A 17,001-nucleotide genomic window follows, 5' to 3' on the forward strand; every position below is an offset into this window, starting at 1 on the left:
TTGCGTGCCAAGCATTCCCTTCGGATGAGCGGAAAAGAGGCGGGCTATGCAGGCGGGTTTGGTAGTTTTGTGCCTGGGCTATGTGCTCAGCCAGTTTTTCCGTGCATTTCTGGCTGTGCTCAGTCTGGATCTTGAACGCGACATCGGCGCCACACCCGAAGATCTGGCCTTTGCGTCCGGCCTTTGGTTTCTGGTGTTCGCAGCAATGCAAATTCCAGTTGGCTGGGCGCTGGACAAGGTCGGTCCGCGGCTGACCGCAGCCGCGCTTCTTCTGGTTGGTGGTGCAGGAGGATCCGCGATTTTTGCGGTCGCGACCTCACCTTTGCATGTCAGCGTTGCCATGGGCCTGATCGGCGTCGGATGCTCTCCGGTTCTGATGGCATCTTATTTCATCTTTGCCCACGAATATCCTCCGGCCCGGTTCGCGACGCTGGCCGCCGTCATGCTGGGTGTCGGCTCGGTAGGCAATCTTGTGGCCTCCTATCCGACTGCGCTTGCTGTTGAATGGATCGGATGGCGCGCAACGATGGTTGGGCTGGCCGCGATATCTGCTGCGATTGCTTTGGGTATTTGGCTGAGCGTACGCGATCCCGCGAAGGTTGGAACGGAACACAAGGGTACGCTGCTGGACCTGTTGAAAGAACCTGCACTGTGGCTGATCATGCCTTTGATGCTAGTGGCATATGCGCCCTCAGCCGCCCTGCGCGGGCTGTGGGCTGGGCCGTATCTGAACGATGTCTTCGGGCTCAGCACTACACAGATCGGCACCGCGACACTGGTTATGGGATCTGCGATGATTGTCGGTACCTTTGTCTACGGGCCGCTGGATCGCGTTTTTGGCACCAGGAAGTGGGTTATCTTAGCAGGCAACGTGCTGGGTGCAGTGGCACTGACCCTGCTTTGCGCGTGGATTGACTATGCCACATGGCTGTCCGTTCTGCTGTTGGCCGTCATCGGTTTTGCCGGGGCCAGCTTTCCGGTCATCATGGCCCATGGACGGGCCTTCGTCCCACCACATCTGGTGGGTCGTGGTGTGACCTTGTTGAATCTCTTCGGAATCGGAGGTGTCGGCATTGCCCAATTTGTCACCGGGCGCGTTCATGCCGCCACCGCCGAGAACGGGACAACCGCGCCTTACACAGCAATTTTTGCGTTTTTTGCCGTAACCCTTGCCATCGGTTGCGTGATTTATCTATTCAGCCGGGATAGTGTGGATTAAAGCAATTGCGGAGCAAGCCGTGCAGGAAATCGAGGTTATAGCGCCGAACCTGAAACACAGCCTCTCCGGTGTCACAACAACCGTCATCCGCCTGTTGCCGATCCAGAAGCATATGATCGGGATCGTTGCCACAGGACCCGGCCTGCCGGATGATCTGCCCCACATCCGGTTGATCAAAGTTCCATTCCTTTCGAACAGGACGCCCCGGGTGTGGCATGCGCGGCGCAATACCGAAATGCTGATGGGCCTGTTTTTGAAACATGTACTGCAGCGTAATCTGAAACTGCTGTTTACATCGGCTGCGCAGCGAAATCACTCTGGGTTCACGAAATGGCTGATCTCGAAGATGGACGCCCTGATCGCCACAACTCCGGAAGCGGCATCGTTTCTTGAACATCCCGCGACTGTCATAATGCATGGTGTGAATACCGAACTGTTTCACCCGGCCGAGGACAAATCGCTGCTGCGAAATAAACTGGGGCTGCCTGATGGGACTTTGATCGGGTGTTTCGGGCGTATTCGACCTCAGAAGGGTGTCGACCTCTTGGTGGATGCGGCGATTGAGGTTCTGCCAAACCATCCCGACGCCAGCATAGTCTTTACCGGGCGCGCCACCAAAGAATTTGAATCGTTCCAACAGGAACAGGAAGCCAAGCTCAACGCTGCCGGGCTATCGGAACGGGTGCACTTCCTGGGCGAGCGTCCTTGGGAGGAAATCGTTCAAACCTACCGCGCCCTTGACCTGTTTGTGGCCCCGGCCCGTCACGAAGGGTTCGGCCTCACACCGCTTGAGGCGATGGCCTCCGGCGTGCCTGCAATCGCCTGCCGTGAGGTTGGGGCGTTCAGCGCCCAGATCGAGGACGGGGAGACAGGCCGCTTGATCGAAAAGGATAACGCCGGGGCACTGGCCGAAGCACTGGAACAGATGTTGAGTGATCCGGACAAGCTTGTGCAATCCGGTCAGGCCGCAAGACAGCGTGTAGAGCAGCATTTTCGAATCGAAGGCGAAGCGGAAGCCATCGTGCGTGTCTATCGTTCATTGCTGAACACAGGTGAAAACGCGCATCAGGGTTAAAATCGACGTCAATTCGGCCAATTCTCCCGTGATAGCCCTTTTTTCTTCGCTGCAACGCGGCTATGAACGCGCGTCCTTAACATTGGAGACATGAAATGGGCTATCGCGTCGTTGTCGCCGGCGCCACGGGTAACGTGGGCCGCGAAATGCTGAACATCCTGGCGGAACGCCAGTTCCCGGTCGATGAACTTGCCGCTCTGGCAAGCCGTCGTTCGCTGGGGACCGAGGTGAGCTTTGGCGACAAGACACTGACGACCCAGGACATCGACACCTTCGACTTCACCGGCTGGGACATGGCACTGTTCGCCATCGGCTCGGACGCAACCAAGACCTACGCCCCCAAGGCGGCTGCGGCTGGCTGTGTGGTGATCGATAACTCGTCGCTGTATCGCTATGACCCGGCCATTCCGCTGATCGTGCCGGAATGTAACCCCGAGGCGATCCACGACTACAAGAACAAGAATATCATCGCCAACCCGAACTGCTCGACTGCGCAGATGGTGGTGGCGCTCAAGCCGCTGCATGACCGCGCCAAGATCAAGCGCGTGATCGTGTCGACCTATCAGTCGGTGTCTGGCGCCGGTAAAGAAGGCATGGACGAGCTTTGGGATCAGACCAAGGCGATTTACAATCCGACGACGGACGTGCCGCCGAAGAAATTCCAGAAGCAGATCGCCTTCAACGTCATCCCGCAGATCGACGTCTTCATGGAAGACGGCTCGACCAAGGAAGAGTGGAAGATGGTTGTGGAAACCAAAAAGATCGTCGACCCGTCGATCAAGGTCACGGCCACCTGCGTCCGCGTTCCCGTTTTTGTCGGCCATTCCGAGGCCGTGAACATCGAATTCGAAGAGTTCCTGGACGAAGACGAAGCCCGCGACATCCTGCGCGAAGCACCGGGTATCATGGTGATCGACAAACGCGAAGCGGGTGGCTACGTCACACCGATCGAATGCGCGGGCGATTTCGCCACGTTCATCAGCCGTATCCGCCAGGATTCGACCATCGAAAACGGTCTGAACCTGTGGTGCGTCAGCGACAACCTGCGCAAGGGCGCCGCCCTGAACGCCGTGCAGATCGCGGAACTTTTGGGCCGCGAGGTCCTGAAAAAGGGCTGACATACCGATTTTCGCCCAAGGTTGAAAACCAGGAAACCCGCTGATTGTTCAGCGGGTTTTTTGATTATTTGTCAGTGCCAAGTTTGCGGGAGAAACTTGGCATTCGCCAATGCGCAGTATTGGAAGGCAATTTGAACGACCGCCGTGCGAATTTAACGGTCGTTTATCCAATGGCTCATGCTCTTGAGAACGCGTTGATGGAACTCGCCGAATGCATCCTCAACTGCAGGCCCTTGGACCCATTCCAAATCCAAATTCAGTGCTCCTACAGGTACGACTTCCCGCGCAACTTCGGGCGGGGTGGTTTCGTCAGTCGTTCCGTTCTTCCAATCGTGAAAGGCTGATGAGTATCGAACGACGGCTTTGCTGGCCGGCAAATCGAGCAACCCGCCCTCTGCAAAGAACGTCAAGCCATCGCCCATCTCCTCCCCAATGAGTTTGAGCCTGTTTCCCAATCGATGTTTGAGGATGGCTACAAACACGATCGCTGCGGAAAACGTGAATTTATCGACAAGCAGGACAACCTGCTTGTTTGCGCTTTCCGAGATCGCGTCGATCAAGGGCATCGTTAGAAGAAAGTCGCCCCCCGTGTTTCCGCGAACGTCAATCAAGAGCGGTTTGTTCGAACAGGCGCGCACGCGTTCCACTGCGGCTGAGATGGCTGCAAGCAGCGCACTTTCGTTCGAATCAAAGAAGCTTGGTAACGCTATTGATAGCCCAAGGTCTTGCCAGTCCTTTATCTCCACAAAAGCCTCAGGCTGCCAGGTTGGATCATCCTTGCCGTGCTCGTTTCTCGGGTATAGCACAGATCCAGGAACGGTATGTTCATTGGCCACTTTCAGATTCGTTATCTGTCCATTTTCGTCCCGCAGACGATACTCGGTCGTTCCGCCGCTTGACGAAAAACCCAAACGTGCCAAAGCGTACGGCCAAGCCAAAAAAATCGGTCCGATAACCCGTTTCCTTTGTCGCCTTCCCGCTAGAAACTGCTCAGCGGTGGCTTCAATATGGCTCAAATCTGCGCCATTGACCGCTATCAGCTCTCCTCGTGGTGCAGTTATCTCTGGTACCGCGCCGATGAATTGCACGGAACACCCTACGCTCACGAACCTCAGCGGCAGCACCTCGATCGCATCGTTCGGGATCAGCCGTGTGTGCCCATTATCGGGAAGTGCCAATAGACGCATCGCTGACATCAGGAAGGCTTCGATGGAGCCCTCCAAGGCGTATCGCCGGGTTTCACCAATACAGCTGTCTATCACGGCCTTTTCGATCTTCCCAAAGCTGGGATCGGTTGGCAGCACAGTTTCCAAAATTTGTTTCAGGTCTTCCGCGAGTGACATGTTTCACGGTGCGCATAGCCGCTCGTCAATGTCCAGATTGGGCGCACAGAGGACTTTCAACAACTAAAACGGATTCGCTCTCTTTCTTGTCTGCCAGTCAAACTTCACCTCCACGTATTTCAACCGCACCCGTCAAACCTCAAAAGAAACCAGTGCAGCCGCACAGTCTAGCACGCGGTGAAGGTCGCCAACCTGTTGACAAAACCCAACGCGCTTGCCACCTAAAAACTGAACCTTGTTCGTGGCGGAGCGGATGCGACAAGCCCGATTACAAACAGTATTCCGTGCAAGGCGGAAGAGGCAGGGAATGCACATTTCGACCAAACGCAGGATTGCCAAGTCCCTGACCATCGGATGCACATGCGTTCTGATGGCACTGGTCGTCATCGGCTTTACGGGGCAGGTCTTTGCCGTGGGAGATTCAATCGCTCTGCTTCGTCCTCAGGCTGGTGTTCTGCTCCTGCCCTGCGCCGTGATACTTCTATTCATGCGCGCCAGATTTCTTGCTTTGACCACCTTGGTCTTTGCGGGGGCGGCCATTGGATCCATCGCAGCCAGCGTTGCCGCGCCCTCGGACGATTGCAATGGCTCCTGCTTGACGCTGTACCAGAAGAATCTCATGAGCAAAGCCTGGCCCCGGTATTCACTGGCCGAAGACATCATTGAGTCAAATGCACAGATCGTGACGTTGCAGGAAGTATCCAGCCACAATCGCAAGTACATGAGCAATCTGTTCGAGCATTACCCCGAAAAGGCGGTCTGTGAATTCCGCCCTGAACAAAACGTCGCCATCCTGACGACCTTGCCGATTGTCGAGAACTCCGAATTCTGTCTGCAAGGTTATGGGCTTGTGGGGTTACAGGTCAAAGCGCCCGGCGGTGATTTGGTCTGGGTCGTATCAGTTCATCTGAACTGGCCATTTCCTTACGACCAGTCCAGGCAAAGCCAGGTGATTGCCGACCGCATCAGCCAACTTGAAGGACCGGTTCTGATTGCCGGAGATTTCAACATGGTGCCCTGGGGCGAAAGCGTCAGACGGATCGGAGCGGCCGCAAACAATCAGAGTTTTGGAACCGTCCTTAACACTCACAACCTCGGCAGTTGGAAAATCCCATTGCCGATAGACAACCTTTTGTTCCCCAAAGGAACAACAGGAACGGTTGAGCTGCGCCCCTTCATGGGATCCGATCACCTGGGAAAGCTTGCCCGGTTTCGACTGGGCTAGGATTTCCGTCAAGCACACTGCCGCATGCTTCTGTAACAAACAAAGGGCTAGCTTTGGGTTTCCACCAGTTCTTTCAGATTGGTCAGACCACGTTCATAGTCCTCGCCCACCCACGTATCCATCATCAACCCCATCCAGCGGGACATGGGGTTGAGACCCAGATCCGATTCAAACCCCCAAGTAGCTTTGGTTCCCGCCCCGTCAGGCTCAAGGGTGAATGACGCAGCGGCAGTACCCATCGGGCCAAAATCCAGCACCGTTCTGACCCGTTGGTTTTCCACGCTCTCGACGATTTCCTGTGACCCCGTGCCGACCTGCGGGTGATCCGAATCCCAGTTCAGAGTGTTCCCGACCCCGGCGGCAGGGCCGGAATACGTCAGTTTGGTTTCGGGGTCCCGGTTCAGCCAAGGAGACCACTTTTCGGTTTCCTGCATCGAATTCACGTAAGGAAAGATGGCACTCGCCGGAGCGTCGATCGCAATGCTACGCGAAACTTCTGCCTTTCCTGGCAACAGATAGGAAACCGCGACCAGAACCAGAATGCAAACGACCAATCCTGCGAAGATGCGCTTGATGACTTTCATGGTAGGCTCCGATCTTCAAATGCAATGAGTGGAGTATACCAAAAACGGCTCTGAATCAGAGCCGCTATCTTTATCGTTTCGGGCTTGCCGATGTGTCGTCGTCAGACTGGGACGAACTTTTTTTGATAAGGGTCATAGCTTTCCAACCCACCTGCACCGATATCCGTCCACAAGCCGTGCAAGCTCAGCGCTCCCTGCTCAACGGCTGACGAGACGAAGGGGAAGGTCATCAGGTTTTCCAGTGATGCGACAACCGATTGACGCTCGAACTGTCGGGCCTGTTCGACACTGTCCTCGATATCCGCGACCAGTTCGTATTTCGGCTTGAGAATATCCATCCAGCGACCAACAAAACTGTCCTTGGCATCCAGCTGCGGCGCCTGCCCCTTGCACATGTCGATACAGCCCTGCACGCCGCCGCATTGCGAATGCCCCAGAACGATCAAATGAGCGACCTTGAGCGCTGTTACGGCATATTCAATGGCAGCGCTGGTGCCGTGGTGGTCCCCATCCGGTGCATAGGGCGGCACCAGGTTGGCGATGTTTCGGTGAATAAAGAAATCGCCCTGGTCGGCTCCGAACATGGATGTCACGTGAACCCGGCTGTCGCAGCAGGATATGACCATGGCACGGGGGCGTTGTCCCTCATCGGCAAGACGGCGATACCAGACCTGGTTTTCCGAATATGTCGTGGCCTTCCATCCGTGATACCGTTTTAAAAGGTAGCTCGGCAGAGGTTTGGCAAAGTCCATTTCAATGTTCCCGTTCTTGTCGCTGACGGATGATCTAAACCGAATTCAAGGAAAATTCGAGCCATTATCCGGTTTCCCTGCAAGGTTTTGCAAAGGAATTTGCTGCCAGGATCAAGACCGCGCCGTGGGGGCGTTTGAATTAGGGTGAATGTGGTGGAAAAGATTATCACGCTTGAACACAAGGAATCCGTCCGTCTGGACTCGGATCAACTGAGCGGACTGTACCGGCAACTTGGCGACAAGAATGCGCTGGACGTTCTGTGCCGCACGATCGAGGAGCTTGCCGTGCGCCTGTCAAACTGCGAACGTTACTGGCGTCAGCGCGAATGGGCGGACTTGCGCAAATGTGCCAAGTCACTGGTCGCAATATCCGAACAGATCGGGATGACGGCCCTGGCCCGGGTGGCGGGTGACGTGGCCCACACCGTCGATGCCGGTGACGCCGTTGCGGCGGGTGCGACGCTCGGGCGTTTGATCCGTGTCGGGGAACGATCGTTGACCGCCGTCTGGGACCAGCAGGACCTTTCCGTCTGACAGGGGTTGCGGGCAGATCATGCGCGGCTAGTCTGTGCGCAGAAACCATCAGCCGAGACGCCCATGACCCTGTCCTTCGCCCCACCCTCTGACCCGTCCATACCGCTTCATGTGATTGCGCAGCCGGATTTGGACAATTGGTTGCAGGATCAACCGGATACCGTCCAGACCTGGGTTGCCGCAAACGGGTTTACAGGTGCGATGGGGCAGACACTGCTGGTACCAGGTGCGCATGGCGCGGTTGATTTTGTACTGGCCGGTTATGGAACAGAAGTCACGCGTGCGCGACAAAGGTTCCCATTGGCCGCCGCAGCCATGACACTGCCGGAAGGAACCTATCATATCGCGTCCGGCATTCCCGCTGATCGGCTGGAGATGGAGTGTTTTGGCTGGTTGATGACAGGCTACACTTTCGATCGCTACGCGTCTCAATCCGGTGGATCGGCGGCACTGATTTCACCTGAAGGTGTGGATGCCAACCGTATCGAAGCCATGGCCAATGCCGAAGTTCTGACCCGCGATCTGGTGAATACGCCAGCCTCGGATATGGGTCCTGAGCAGTTGCAGCAGGCGGCTGAGGTTCTGGCTGGCGAATTCGGTGCCACCTGCAGCGTGATCACCGGCGAGGCCCTGCTAGATCAGAATTTTCCCATGATCCACGCGGTGGGACGCGCGGCAGAGCAGGCCCCGCGGCTGATCGAACTGAACTGGGGCAGCAGCGGCCCCAAACTGACGCTTGTCGGCAAAGGTGTGTGTTTCGACACAGGCGGGCTGAACCTGAAACCGGGCGCGTCCATGGGTCTGATGAAGAAGGATATGGGGGGTGCGGCCAATGTGCTGGGACTGGCCCGGATGATCATGGCGCTGGGTATTCCGCTGCAACTGCGGGTTCTGATCCCGGCGGTCGAAAACGCGGTGGCCGGTAATGCCTTTCGCCCCGGCGACATACTGATCTCCCGCAAGGGTTTGACAGTCGAGATCAACAATACGGATGCAGAAGGGCGTCTGGTGCTGGCGGATGCGCTGTCACTGGCCGCTGAAGAAGAGCCCGATCTGGTGATCTCGATGGCGACGCTGACCGGTGCGGCACGGGTGGCCGTTGGCCCGGATCTGGCACCGTTCTACACTGACGACCAGCAATGCGCGTCTTCCCTTTCACACGCGGCAGAGGTTTCGGCTGATCCGGTCTGGCGCATGCCGTTCCACACGCCTTACGAAGCGATGATCGAACCCGGTATTGCCGATCTGGACAACGCACCATCGGGCGGATTTGCTGGGTCGATCACCGCCGCTTTGTTTCTGCGACGGTTCGTGGGCGCGCACCGCTATGTCCATTTCGACATCTACTCCTGGCAGCCCAGTAAAGAGCCCGGTCGCACAAAAGGTGGTCTGGGTCAGGGGCCGCGCGCCGTGTTAAACGCATTGCCGGAGATATTGGAGCTATGACGGATCGCAGGTTGCTTCGCTTCAACGGACGGGTGGCGCATTCATCGCTGAAAGGTCAGGTCGAAGCTGATGCTTTTTCGGATGGTGAAACATATCATATTCAATCGGTTGTGCGGGACGTTCTGGACAAACCCAATGGTCGTCGGCAGTGCCAGATGGTGTGCGGAGAAGTATTCATCATCTTGGAGCGGGCGCAGAACCACCTGTTCGGGTTTCGCGAAAAAGATGGCTATGTCGGGTGGGTGCGACAGGAAATAGAAAGACGGCCACTTCAGCCAACGCACCGCGTTTCCGTGCCAAGAGCAGTTTCATTGGAACACCCCGATGTGACTAAAAACGCGAACGAACGGATTCTGCCTTTTGGCGCTGGTATAGAATACTGGCCACGCCGTGATTCAGAACGCGAAAACACCATTCGTTCGACCGGATGGGTTTGCGTGAAAGAAGAGGGCCACATTCCAACGCCGCGATACATTCGCGAAACACAGCTGGTCGAAAAAGACTGGGTGGGTTCTGATCCAGCAGCCATTGCAGAACAGTTTCTTACCACCCCTTACATCTACGGTGGCGATACCGGACTTGGACTTGACTGTTCGGGCCTGATTCAAATCGCTTTTCATTCCTGCGGATTACCCTGCCCTCGCGATAGCGACATGCAAGCAGAGTTCTTCAAGCCAATCCCAAACCCCGAGCTTCGCCGGGGTGATCTGGTGTTTTGGAAAGGTCACGTAGGCATGATGCTGGATCAGGACACGCTTGTGCATGCAAACGCACATCACATGGCTGTTGCCAAAGAACCTTTGGAGGACGCTGTCTCTCGTATCGGCCGAAAAGAGTTCGGGGCTGTAACAGGATATGGGCGACATCCTGCGTCTTAGGCTCTAATCCGGGTTCACGGCCCGGATCAGCTTGCGTTCCAACACCCGTAAAACCGCGCGCAGATCGTGGCCGCGTTTCAGGATGCGGCCATCCATACCTATGACAGAATACATTCCCTGTCTCGATCTCAGGCGCGGATGCTTTTCGACGCGGTAGATCGGGTGTTCTGCGGTGCGCCGGAAGATCGAGAACACCGCCATGTCGCGCAGGTTGGAAATACCATAGTCGCGCCATTCCCCGGCGGCGACCATCCGACCATAAACGGATAGGATTTGAGACATCTCATGCCGGTCGAAAGCCACGGGCATCTGCGCTGCGCTTGCCGAGAACCGGCTGGGAGGCTGCATATTCATACCTCCAGCCTTGCCGGAAATCGTATTTGAATCAAGCCTGATGCGCTGTTGTCTTACAATTACGACACAAGTGTTACCGTCGGCCGACCTGACGGCAGATCAGGATTACAGGTAGCAGACCTACCGCCAGAATGACCAGCGAAGGCACAGCTGCGCCCTCCAGTCGTTCGTCAGAAGCCAATCGATATGCCTGCACCGCCAATGTATCGAAATTGAACGGGCGCATGATCAGCGTGGCGGGGAGTTCCTTCATCACGTCAACGAACACGATCAGAAGGGCCGTCAACAGAGACGGAGTCAGAATGGGCAGGTGAACACGCCGCAGAGTTCCCAACGGCGTCTGACCAAGTGAGCGGGCTGCGGCATCCATATTGGCGTGTACCGTGCTTTGGCCACCCTCATATGCGCTGAGCGCAGCAGCCAGGAACCGCACCATGTAGGCAGCGACCAGCAGCCAGATCGAACCTGTAACCAACAGCCCCGTGGACACATCGAAGGTCTGACGCATCCAAACGTCCAGCGCGTTGTCAAAGCTCGCGAAGGGGACGATCAAGCCAACCGCGATGACGCCGCCGGGCACCGCATATCCCAGACGCGCCATATAAGCAGTCGCAGACGAGGCGCGCCCCGGTCTGAGGCGTTGAAAGAACCCGACACTGATCGCCGCAAAAACGGTGATGACCGCCGCCGTACCAGCAAGGATCAGCGAATTCTGAATGAAGCCGATATAGCGCTGCGAAAACAGGTTCTGTTCGGATTCCAGGCCCATCTCGACCAGAATGATAACAGGCAGCAAAAACCCGAAAAGAACAGGTATCGCACAAAGCAAGAATGCGCCACAGGCCCGCAGGCCCGTCAGATGTACCGCCGGTTGCGCCACATGCTGTTTCCCGGCCTGATAGTATTTTGCCTTGCCGCGCTGGGTGCGCTCGGCCACGGCCATGATCAGGGCAAAGCCCAGCAGGCACAGCGCAAGTTGTGCAGCCGCAGCCCGGTCGGCCATAGAAAACCAGCTTGTGTAGATCCCGGTGGCAAAGGTCTGCACACCGAAATACGACACGGTTCCGAAATCCGCGATGGTCTCCATGACGGCCAGCAGTACACCGCCTGCAATGGCAGGCCGCGCCATCGGGAGTGAAACGCGCCGAAACGCCAGCCATGGATTGTTACCCAGCGCCCGCGCCGCCAGAAATGCGGTCGCGCTTTGCTGCAGGAACGCAGCCCGCGCCAACAGGTAGACATAGGGATAGAGCACAAGGATCAACATGACCGCTGCGCCCTCGGTCGAGCGGATTTCCGGGAACCAGTAGTCGCGCGGGCCCCAACCGGTGACATCACGCAGCGAGCTTTGAACGATGCCCGGGTGATCCAGAATGAAGGTGTAGGCATAGGCAAGAACATAGGCCGGAAAGGCCAGCGGAAGGACCAGTGCGATCTCTAGAAACCGTACTCCGGGAAAACGGGTCATCGTTACCAGCCAGGCCGCCCCGGTGCCGATACTGAACGTTCCCGCCGCGACCAACACCACGAGAATCAGGGTCGTCACGATATAGCCGGGCAGCACCGTCTCCATCAGGTGCGAGATTGTGTCCGTTCCCCCGGTTACAGCCGCCAGGACCACGGCGATCATCGGCAAAAGGCACGCGGCAGCCACGACATAGGCGATCCCCGCCAGCAGTCGGGTACCGCGTACACCGCGATTGCGCGATCCGTTCTGTGAAAACTCGATTTCGGCCATCATCCCGGCTTGTGATTGGCAAAGGCGAAGGGTTCGCCTTTAATCGACCAAAAAGCTCGGAAACACCAGTGCATCGGTAAACAAATCTGCGGCGCAAACTGCCGCAGACTTGAAACAGGCCATTATTCGTAGACGCGCTGATCCTCGATCACCACCCCGTCCCTGGGAAGGGATCCGGGGGCCACAACCTCGATCGCGCCTTTCAGCTTCAACACCTCGGCCACCGACTTGGCATATGCCGGGTCGTCACCGCGCGGGCTTTCAATCCGGACTGTCATCGTGTCCATCTCACCCTGACGGGCTGCAATAACGCGGGCTTTGACGATTTCCTCATGTTTGTCGACCAGGGCCGCTACCTGTTCCGGGCGTACAAACATCCCCTTGATCTTGGTGGTCTGATCGGCGCGCCCCATCCAGCCTTTGATCCGGATATTGGTCCGGCCACAGGGCGAGACACCCGGCAGGACGGCCGAAAGATCTCCGGTCGCAAAGCGGATCAACGGGTAATCCGGGTTGAGAGAGGTCACGACAACCTCGCCCACTTCGCCCGGCGCTACCGGCGTACCGGTTCCGGGCGTTACGATCTCGACGATCACGTGTTCATCGATGATCATCCCCTCCATCGCAGCGCTTTCATAGGCGATGTTTCCCAGGTCCGCCGTCGCATAGCATTGCAGGCACGAAATACCGCGATCCGCATATTCCTGACGCAGAGACGGGAACAGAGCACCACCACCAACGGCGGCTTTCGAGAAGTTCAGCGAAACGCCCATCTCGTCAGCCTTGTCCAGGATGACTTTCAGGTAATCAGGCGTGCCTGCATAAGCAGTGCAGCCAACGTCACGCGCGGCTGTCACCTGCAACTCGGTCTGTCCGGTTCCCGCCGGCAAAACGGCAGCACCTACAGCGCGGGCACCGTTTTCAAAGATCATGCCTGCCGGCGTCAGGTGGTAGCCAAAACAGTTCTGAACAATATCACCAGCACCAACACCCACGGCATTCAAGAACCGGCCCATACGCCACCAATCGTGATCGGTGCTGCCCGGTTCATAAATCGGCCCGGGGGACTGAAACACGTGATGGAAGTGGCGCGCTGGCTTCACGGTAAACCCGCCAAAAGGGGGGCGTTCCGCCTGCGCGCGGATCAGGTCCGACTTGCGCAGCACGGGCAGCATCGGCAAATCATCTGCCGAAATCACCTTATTAGTGTCTGAATCCGACAAGTGTGTAGCGAATCCGGGGGCAGATGCAGCACGTTTGATCTGCTCTGCAAGCGCTTTTGCCTGATCGGAAGCACGTTCGTCCGCCGAACGTGTTTCGAGTGCGTCGAAATAGGTCATCGCCAAATCCTCCATCCGCTCACAGCCACCTCTTGCGGCGGCGATAGGACCGCACGTCGCGAAAGCTCTTGCGACCCTCGTCGGACATACCAAGGTAGAATTCCTTCACGTCCGGGTTCTCGCGCAGTTCGGCGGCCGGGCCATCCATGACAACGCGCCCGGATTCAAGAATGTACCCGTAATGCGCAAACCGCAGGGCGACGTTTGTGTTCTGCTCGGCCAACAGGAAGGACACGCCCTCTTTCTCGTTGAGGTCCTTCACGATGCCGAAAATCTCTTCGACCAACTGCGGCGCGAGCCCCATCGAAGGTTCGTCCAGCAGGATCGTCTCCGGGCGCGACATCAATGCCCGGCCCATGGCAACCATCTGCTGCTCTCCACCCGACGTATAGCCAGCCTGCGAGCGGCGGCGCTCCTTCAAGCGGGGGAAGTAATTGTAGACCAGCTCCAGATCCTGCTGGATCGCCGCGCTGCCGTCTTTGCGGGTATACGCACCCGTCAGCAGGTTCTCTTCAACCGTCAGATGCTCGAAACAGTGACGGCCTTCCATCACCTGAATCACACCTTTTTCCACCAATACGGCAGGGTCGCTTTCGTGCACGCTCTGGCCACGATACTTGATCGAGCCTTTCGTGACCTCGCCGCGTTCCGAATGCAGCAGGTTCGACACTGCCTTGAGCGTGGTCGTCTTGCCCGCGCCGTTACCACCCAGCAAGGCCGTGATACCGCCCTTGGGAACAGTCAGGCTAACGCCTTTCAGCACGAGGATCACATGGTTGTAGATCACTTCGATATTGTTGACCTCAAGCAGGGTTTCCGCCTGCACGTCAGTGGTGTGTGCCGCATCCAGCATCAGCGCGTGTCCTCATGCCTGTCCCCTTCGGGACTGTTCGTGAGGAGCGGCAGTCTGCCCGCCGCTCCGAAGTTTTGAAAGCCGGCCCAAGCCGGTACGAGACTGCCTTTATTCGCAGCGCGGTTCGATGTTGTTCTCGGCTGCATAAGCTGCCGAGTCTTCCGCGATCAGAGCGTTGATCACTTCGACATCCGTTGGCTTGAAGTCCTGAACCGGGTTCCAGGTTCCGGCCGCTGCGTCCCACTGAACAACACCGACAAGACCGGGGCCGCCGTGATTGTCGCAGGAAACCGCGAACTCGGGTCCAAATCCGGACATACCAAGCGCTTCCATCTTGGCATTGGTGATCTCCAGCGCCTCCATGCCATCGCGCATCATGGACGCGTCGATATCAGCAGTTCCGTGCAATTCTTGCGCGGTTTTCACGGCTTCGGCTGCCAGCATCGCAGCATAGAGACCGCGGTTATACTGAACTGTACCCAGTTGATCGCCTGCACCTGCTGCTTTGCCCGCGTCCACAACGTATTTCTTCAGATCGTCATAGACAGGGTAGTCCATTCCAAGACCAGTGAAGGTCAGTGCCTTGTAACCATTCGCTTTTTCGCCTGCTGGTTCTACATCGAATTCAGCACCGGACCACCAGACACCGATGAAGTTTTCCATCGGGAAACGGATGTTTGCAGCTTCTTGCACGGCCACCTGGTTCATGACGCCCCAACCCCACATGATTACGTAATCGGGCTTTTCACGGCGAATCTGCAACCACTGCGACTTCTGCTCCTGACCTGGGTGATCTACGGGCAGCAAGGACAGTTCATAGCCGTGTTTTTCGGCCAGAGTTTCCAGCGTGCGGATCGGTTCCTTGCCATAAGCAGAGTTGTGATAGACCAGCGCAATCTTCTTGCCGTTCAGATCTCCACCATTCTCATCCAGCAGATAGTTGATCGCGCCCGATGCACCGTTCCAGTAGTTGGCCGGATAGTTGAACACGTGGCTGAACACTTTGCCGTTCGCAGCCGATGTTCGACCGTAACCCATCGTGTGCAGCGGGATGCCATCTGCGGTGACTTTCGGAATCAGCTGATAAGTAATGCCGGTCGACAGTGGCTGATACACCAACGCGCCTTCACCCTTGGTAGACTCGTAGCATTCAACGCCTTTTTCGGTGTTATAGCCGGTTTCGCATTCGATCACCTTCGCTGCAACACCGCCGATTCCACCGTCGCGTTCGTTCACCAGAGTGAAATAGTCGGCATAGCCGTCTGCAAACGGGATACCGCCAGCCGCATAAGGTCCGGTCCGGTAGCTAAGCGACGGAAATACAAGGTCGGCCATGGTCGGGCCTGCCGCCATCAACGCGCCCAGCGCTAAGGTTGCCAGTTTCTTGTTCATCGGGTGTTTCCTCCCTTAATAGATCCGATGTTGAGTTCGGGCTTTGCACCCGTCTTTTAGTTGGGCCTGCCCCTTAGTGCGGGAACGGCCAGAGTCTGAGTTTTTCCTTCGCCACGCGCCATAGCTGCGCCAGCCCGTGCGGTTCGAGAATCAGGAACATGATGATCAGGGCACCGACAATCACCAGTTGTAGATGCGCCACGATATCCGTGGGCCAGCCGAGAACATCGACGCCGACCACTTTCAGGACCACGGGCAGAAGTACAAGGAATGCAGCACCCGCGAAGGATCCGAAGATCGAGCCCAGACCGCCGATAATGACCATGAACAGCACCAGGAACGATTTCTGGATGCCGAATACTTCGCCGACCTCAACCGCGCCCAGATAGACCGAGAAGAACAGCGCGCCCGCGATGCCCACAAAGAACGAACTGACGGCAAAGGCAGTCAGTTTCGCCTTGAGCGGGTTCACCCCGATGATCTCGGCCGCGATATCCATATCGCGGATCGCCATCCATGTCCGCCCCGTCGTGCCGCGCGTCAGGTTGCGCGCGAGAATGGCGCAGATGGTCAGGAAAATCAGGCAAAACAGGTAAGTGGCCCAGGCCGATGCATTTGGACCAGTGATGATGATGCCGAACACATCCCGTTCCGGCGCATTGATCTGCCCCGACGCCGAATAGTTGTAGAACCACGGCACCCGGTTGAAAAGCCACACCAGGAAGAATTGCGCCGCCAGCGTCGCCACCGCAAGGTAAAACCCCTTGATCCGCAAGGATGGCAAGCCGAACAGTACACCGACGATGGCCGTTATCCCGCCGGCCAGCAACACGTGAATAAACATGCTGACATCCGGGAAAGCGGTCATCAGCTTGTAACAGGCATAGGCCCCCACAGCCATGAACCCGCCGGTGCCAAGGCTGACCTGCCCGCAATACCCCACAAGAATGTTCAGCCCAATGGCCGCGATCGCATAGATCAGGAAGGGAAGCAGAAGTGCGTTGGCCCAATAGTCGTTGATGATGAACGGGATGATCCCGAACGCCACCGCCAACACCACATAGTACCGATACCGATCGAACTTGATCGGGAAAGTCTGGCTGTCAGCAACGTAGGAGGTTTTGAAATCTCCGGCCTCACGATAGAACAT

Annotated in this window: 16 protein-coding genes; 7 read left to right on the forward strand and 9 right to left on the reverse strand. The window is 57.1% G+C overall.

The window, feature by feature from the left end; translation table 11 throughout:
• The first annotated feature begins 46 nt into the window (after nucleotides 1-46).
• From AC2FLP_RS15195 to AC2FLP_RS15205, 3 genes are all read left to right on the forward strand, one after another.
• Nucleotides 47-1,219, forward strand: coding sequence for an MFS transporter (locus AC2FLP_RS15195; RefSeq protein ID WP_496684887.1), 1,173 nt, complete (start codon nucleotides 47-49; stop codon nucleotides 1,217-1,219).
• A 19-nt stretch (nucleotides 1,220-1,238) separates the two neighbouring features.
• Nucleotides 1,239-2,294: a glycosyltransferase family 4 protein gene (locus AC2FLP_RS15200; protein WP_496684885.1), complete on the forward strand. Its 1,056-nt coding sequence runs from the start codon at nucleotides 1,239-1,241 to the stop codon at nucleotides 2,292-2,294.
• A gap of 95 nt (nucleotides 2,295-2,389) precedes the next feature.
• Nucleotides 2,390-3,412 carry an aspartate-semialdehyde dehydrogenase gene (locus AC2FLP_RS15205; RefSeq protein WP_117871411.1) on the forward strand — a complete coding sequence of 341 codons (1,023 nt, stop codon included), beginning with the start codon at nucleotides 2,390-2,392 and terminating at the stop codon, nucleotides 3,410-3,412.
• Between the two features lie 152 nt (nucleotides 3,413-3,564).
• On the opposite strand, the gene AC2FLP_RS15210 is transcribed toward AC2FLP_RS15205, so the two are convergent.
• The gene (locus AC2FLP_RS15210; RefSeq protein ID WP_496684882.1) at nucleotides 3,565-4,500 is read right to left on the reverse strand and encodes a S41 family peptidase; all 936 of its coding nucleotides are present in this window, start codon (nucleotides 4,498-4,500) and stop codon (nucleotides 3,565-3,567) included.
• Nucleotides 4,501-5,062: 562 nt separating this feature from the next.
• On the opposite strand from AC2FLP_RS15210, the gene AC2FLP_RS15215 reads away from it, so the two are divergent.
• On the forward strand, nucleotides 5,063-5,980 hold the full coding sequence (locus AC2FLP_RS15215; RefSeq protein ID WP_496684880.1) for an endonuclease/exonuclease/phosphatase family protein: 918 nt from the start codon (nucleotides 5,063-5,065) through the stop codon (nucleotides 5,978-5,980).
• 47 nt (nucleotides 5,981-6,027) lie between these two features.
• Here AC2FLP_RS15215 and AC2FLP_RS15220 read toward each other — a convergent pair whose 3' ends face one another.
• Together AC2FLP_RS15220 and AC2FLP_RS15225 are read right to left on the reverse strand one after the other, a co-directional pair.
• The gene (locus tag AC2FLP_RS15220; protein WP_496684879.1) at nucleotides 6,028-6,564 is read right to left on the reverse strand and encodes an SRPBCC family protein; all 537 of its coding nucleotides are present in this window, start codon (nucleotides 6,562-6,564) and stop codon (nucleotides 6,028-6,030) included.
• Nucleotides 6,565-6,665: 101 nt separating this feature from the next.
• Nucleotides 6,666-7,316: a carbonic anhydrase gene (locus AC2FLP_RS15225; protein ID WP_299899906.1), complete on the reverse strand. Its 651-nt coding sequence runs from the start codon at nucleotides 7,314-7,316 to the stop codon at nucleotides 6,666-6,668.
• 144 nt (nucleotides 7,317-7,460) lie between these two features.
• Here AC2FLP_RS15225 and AC2FLP_RS15230 point away from each other — a divergent pair, with 144 nt between their 5' ends.
• The 3 genes from AC2FLP_RS15230 (at nucleotide 7,461) to AC2FLP_RS15240 (ending at nucleotide 10,174) form a co-directional block, all read left to right on the forward strand.
• The gene (locus AC2FLP_RS15230) at nucleotides 7,461-7,850 is read left to right on the forward strand and encodes a hypothetical protein (RefSeq protein ID WP_496684877.1); all 390 of its coding nucleotides are present in this window, start codon (nucleotides 7,461-7,463) and stop codon (nucleotides 7,848-7,850) included.
• 63 nt (nucleotides 7,851-7,913) lie between these two features.
• A complete protein-coding gene (locus AC2FLP_RS15235; RefSeq protein WP_496684875.1) occupies nucleotides 7,914-9,296 on the forward strand; it encodes a leucyl aminopeptidase family protein in 1,383 nt (460 codons plus the stop codon).
• The gene (locus tag AC2FLP_RS15240; RefSeq protein ID WP_496684874.1) at nucleotides 9,293-10,174 is read left to right on the forward strand and encodes a C40 family peptidase; all 882 of its coding nucleotides are present in this window, start codon (nucleotides 9,293-9,295) and stop codon (nucleotides 10,172-10,174) included. The genes AC2FLP_RS15235 and AC2FLP_RS15240 overlap by 4 nt, the downstream gene beginning before the upstream one ends.
• Before the next feature lie 3 nt (nucleotides 10,175-10,177).
• Here the strand turns inward: AC2FLP_RS15240 and AC2FLP_RS15245 are convergent, their stop codons facing one another.
• The 6 genes from AC2FLP_RS15245 to AC2FLP_RS15270 all read right to left on the reverse strand — a co-directional run bounded on the left by AC2FLP_RS15245 (nucleotide 10,178) and on the right by AC2FLP_RS15270 (nucleotide 17,001).
• Nucleotides 10,178-10,528: a DUF2794 domain-containing protein gene (locus AC2FLP_RS15245; RefSeq protein WP_117871396.1), complete on the reverse strand. Its 351-nt coding sequence runs from the start codon at nucleotides 10,526-10,528 to the stop codon at nucleotides 10,178-10,180.
• Between the two features lie 73 nt (nucleotides 10,529-10,601).
• Entirely contained in the window at nucleotides 10,602-12,266 is a 1,665-nt protein-coding gene (locus tag AC2FLP_RS15250; protein WP_496673744.1) for an ABC transporter permease, read from the reverse strand.
• A gap of 122 nt (nucleotides 12,267-12,388) precedes the next feature.
• The gene (locus AC2FLP_RS15255; protein WP_496684871.1) at nucleotides 12,389-13,606 is read right to left on the reverse strand and encodes a phenylacetate--CoA ligase family protein; all 1,218 of its coding nucleotides are present in this window, start codon (nucleotides 13,604-13,606) and stop codon (nucleotides 12,389-12,391) included.
• 19 nt (nucleotides 13,607-13,625) lie between these two features.
• Nucleotides 13,626-14,459 (reverse strand): ABC transporter ATP-binding protein, encoded by an 834-nt coding sequence (locus AC2FLP_RS15260; RefSeq protein WP_117871394.1) that lies wholly within the window; start codon nucleotides 14,457-14,459, stop codon nucleotides 13,626-13,628.
• A 108-nt stretch (nucleotides 14,460-14,567) separates the two neighbouring features.
• The gene (locus tag AC2FLP_RS15265; protein ID WP_496684869.1) at nucleotides 14,568-15,851 is read right to left on the reverse strand and encodes an ABC transporter substrate-binding protein; all 1,284 of its coding nucleotides are present in this window, start codon (nucleotides 15,849-15,851) and stop codon (nucleotides 14,568-14,570) included.
• Nucleotides 15,852-15,924: 73 nt separating this feature from the next.
• Nucleotides 15,925-17,001: a branched-chain amino acid ABC transporter permease gene (locus tag AC2FLP_RS15270; protein ID WP_117871390.1), complete on the reverse strand. Its 1,077-nt coding sequence runs from the start codon at nucleotides 16,999-17,001 to the stop codon at nucleotides 15,925-15,927.

It is taken from the genome of Ruegeria sp. CDSA141 (assembly GCF_059612005.1).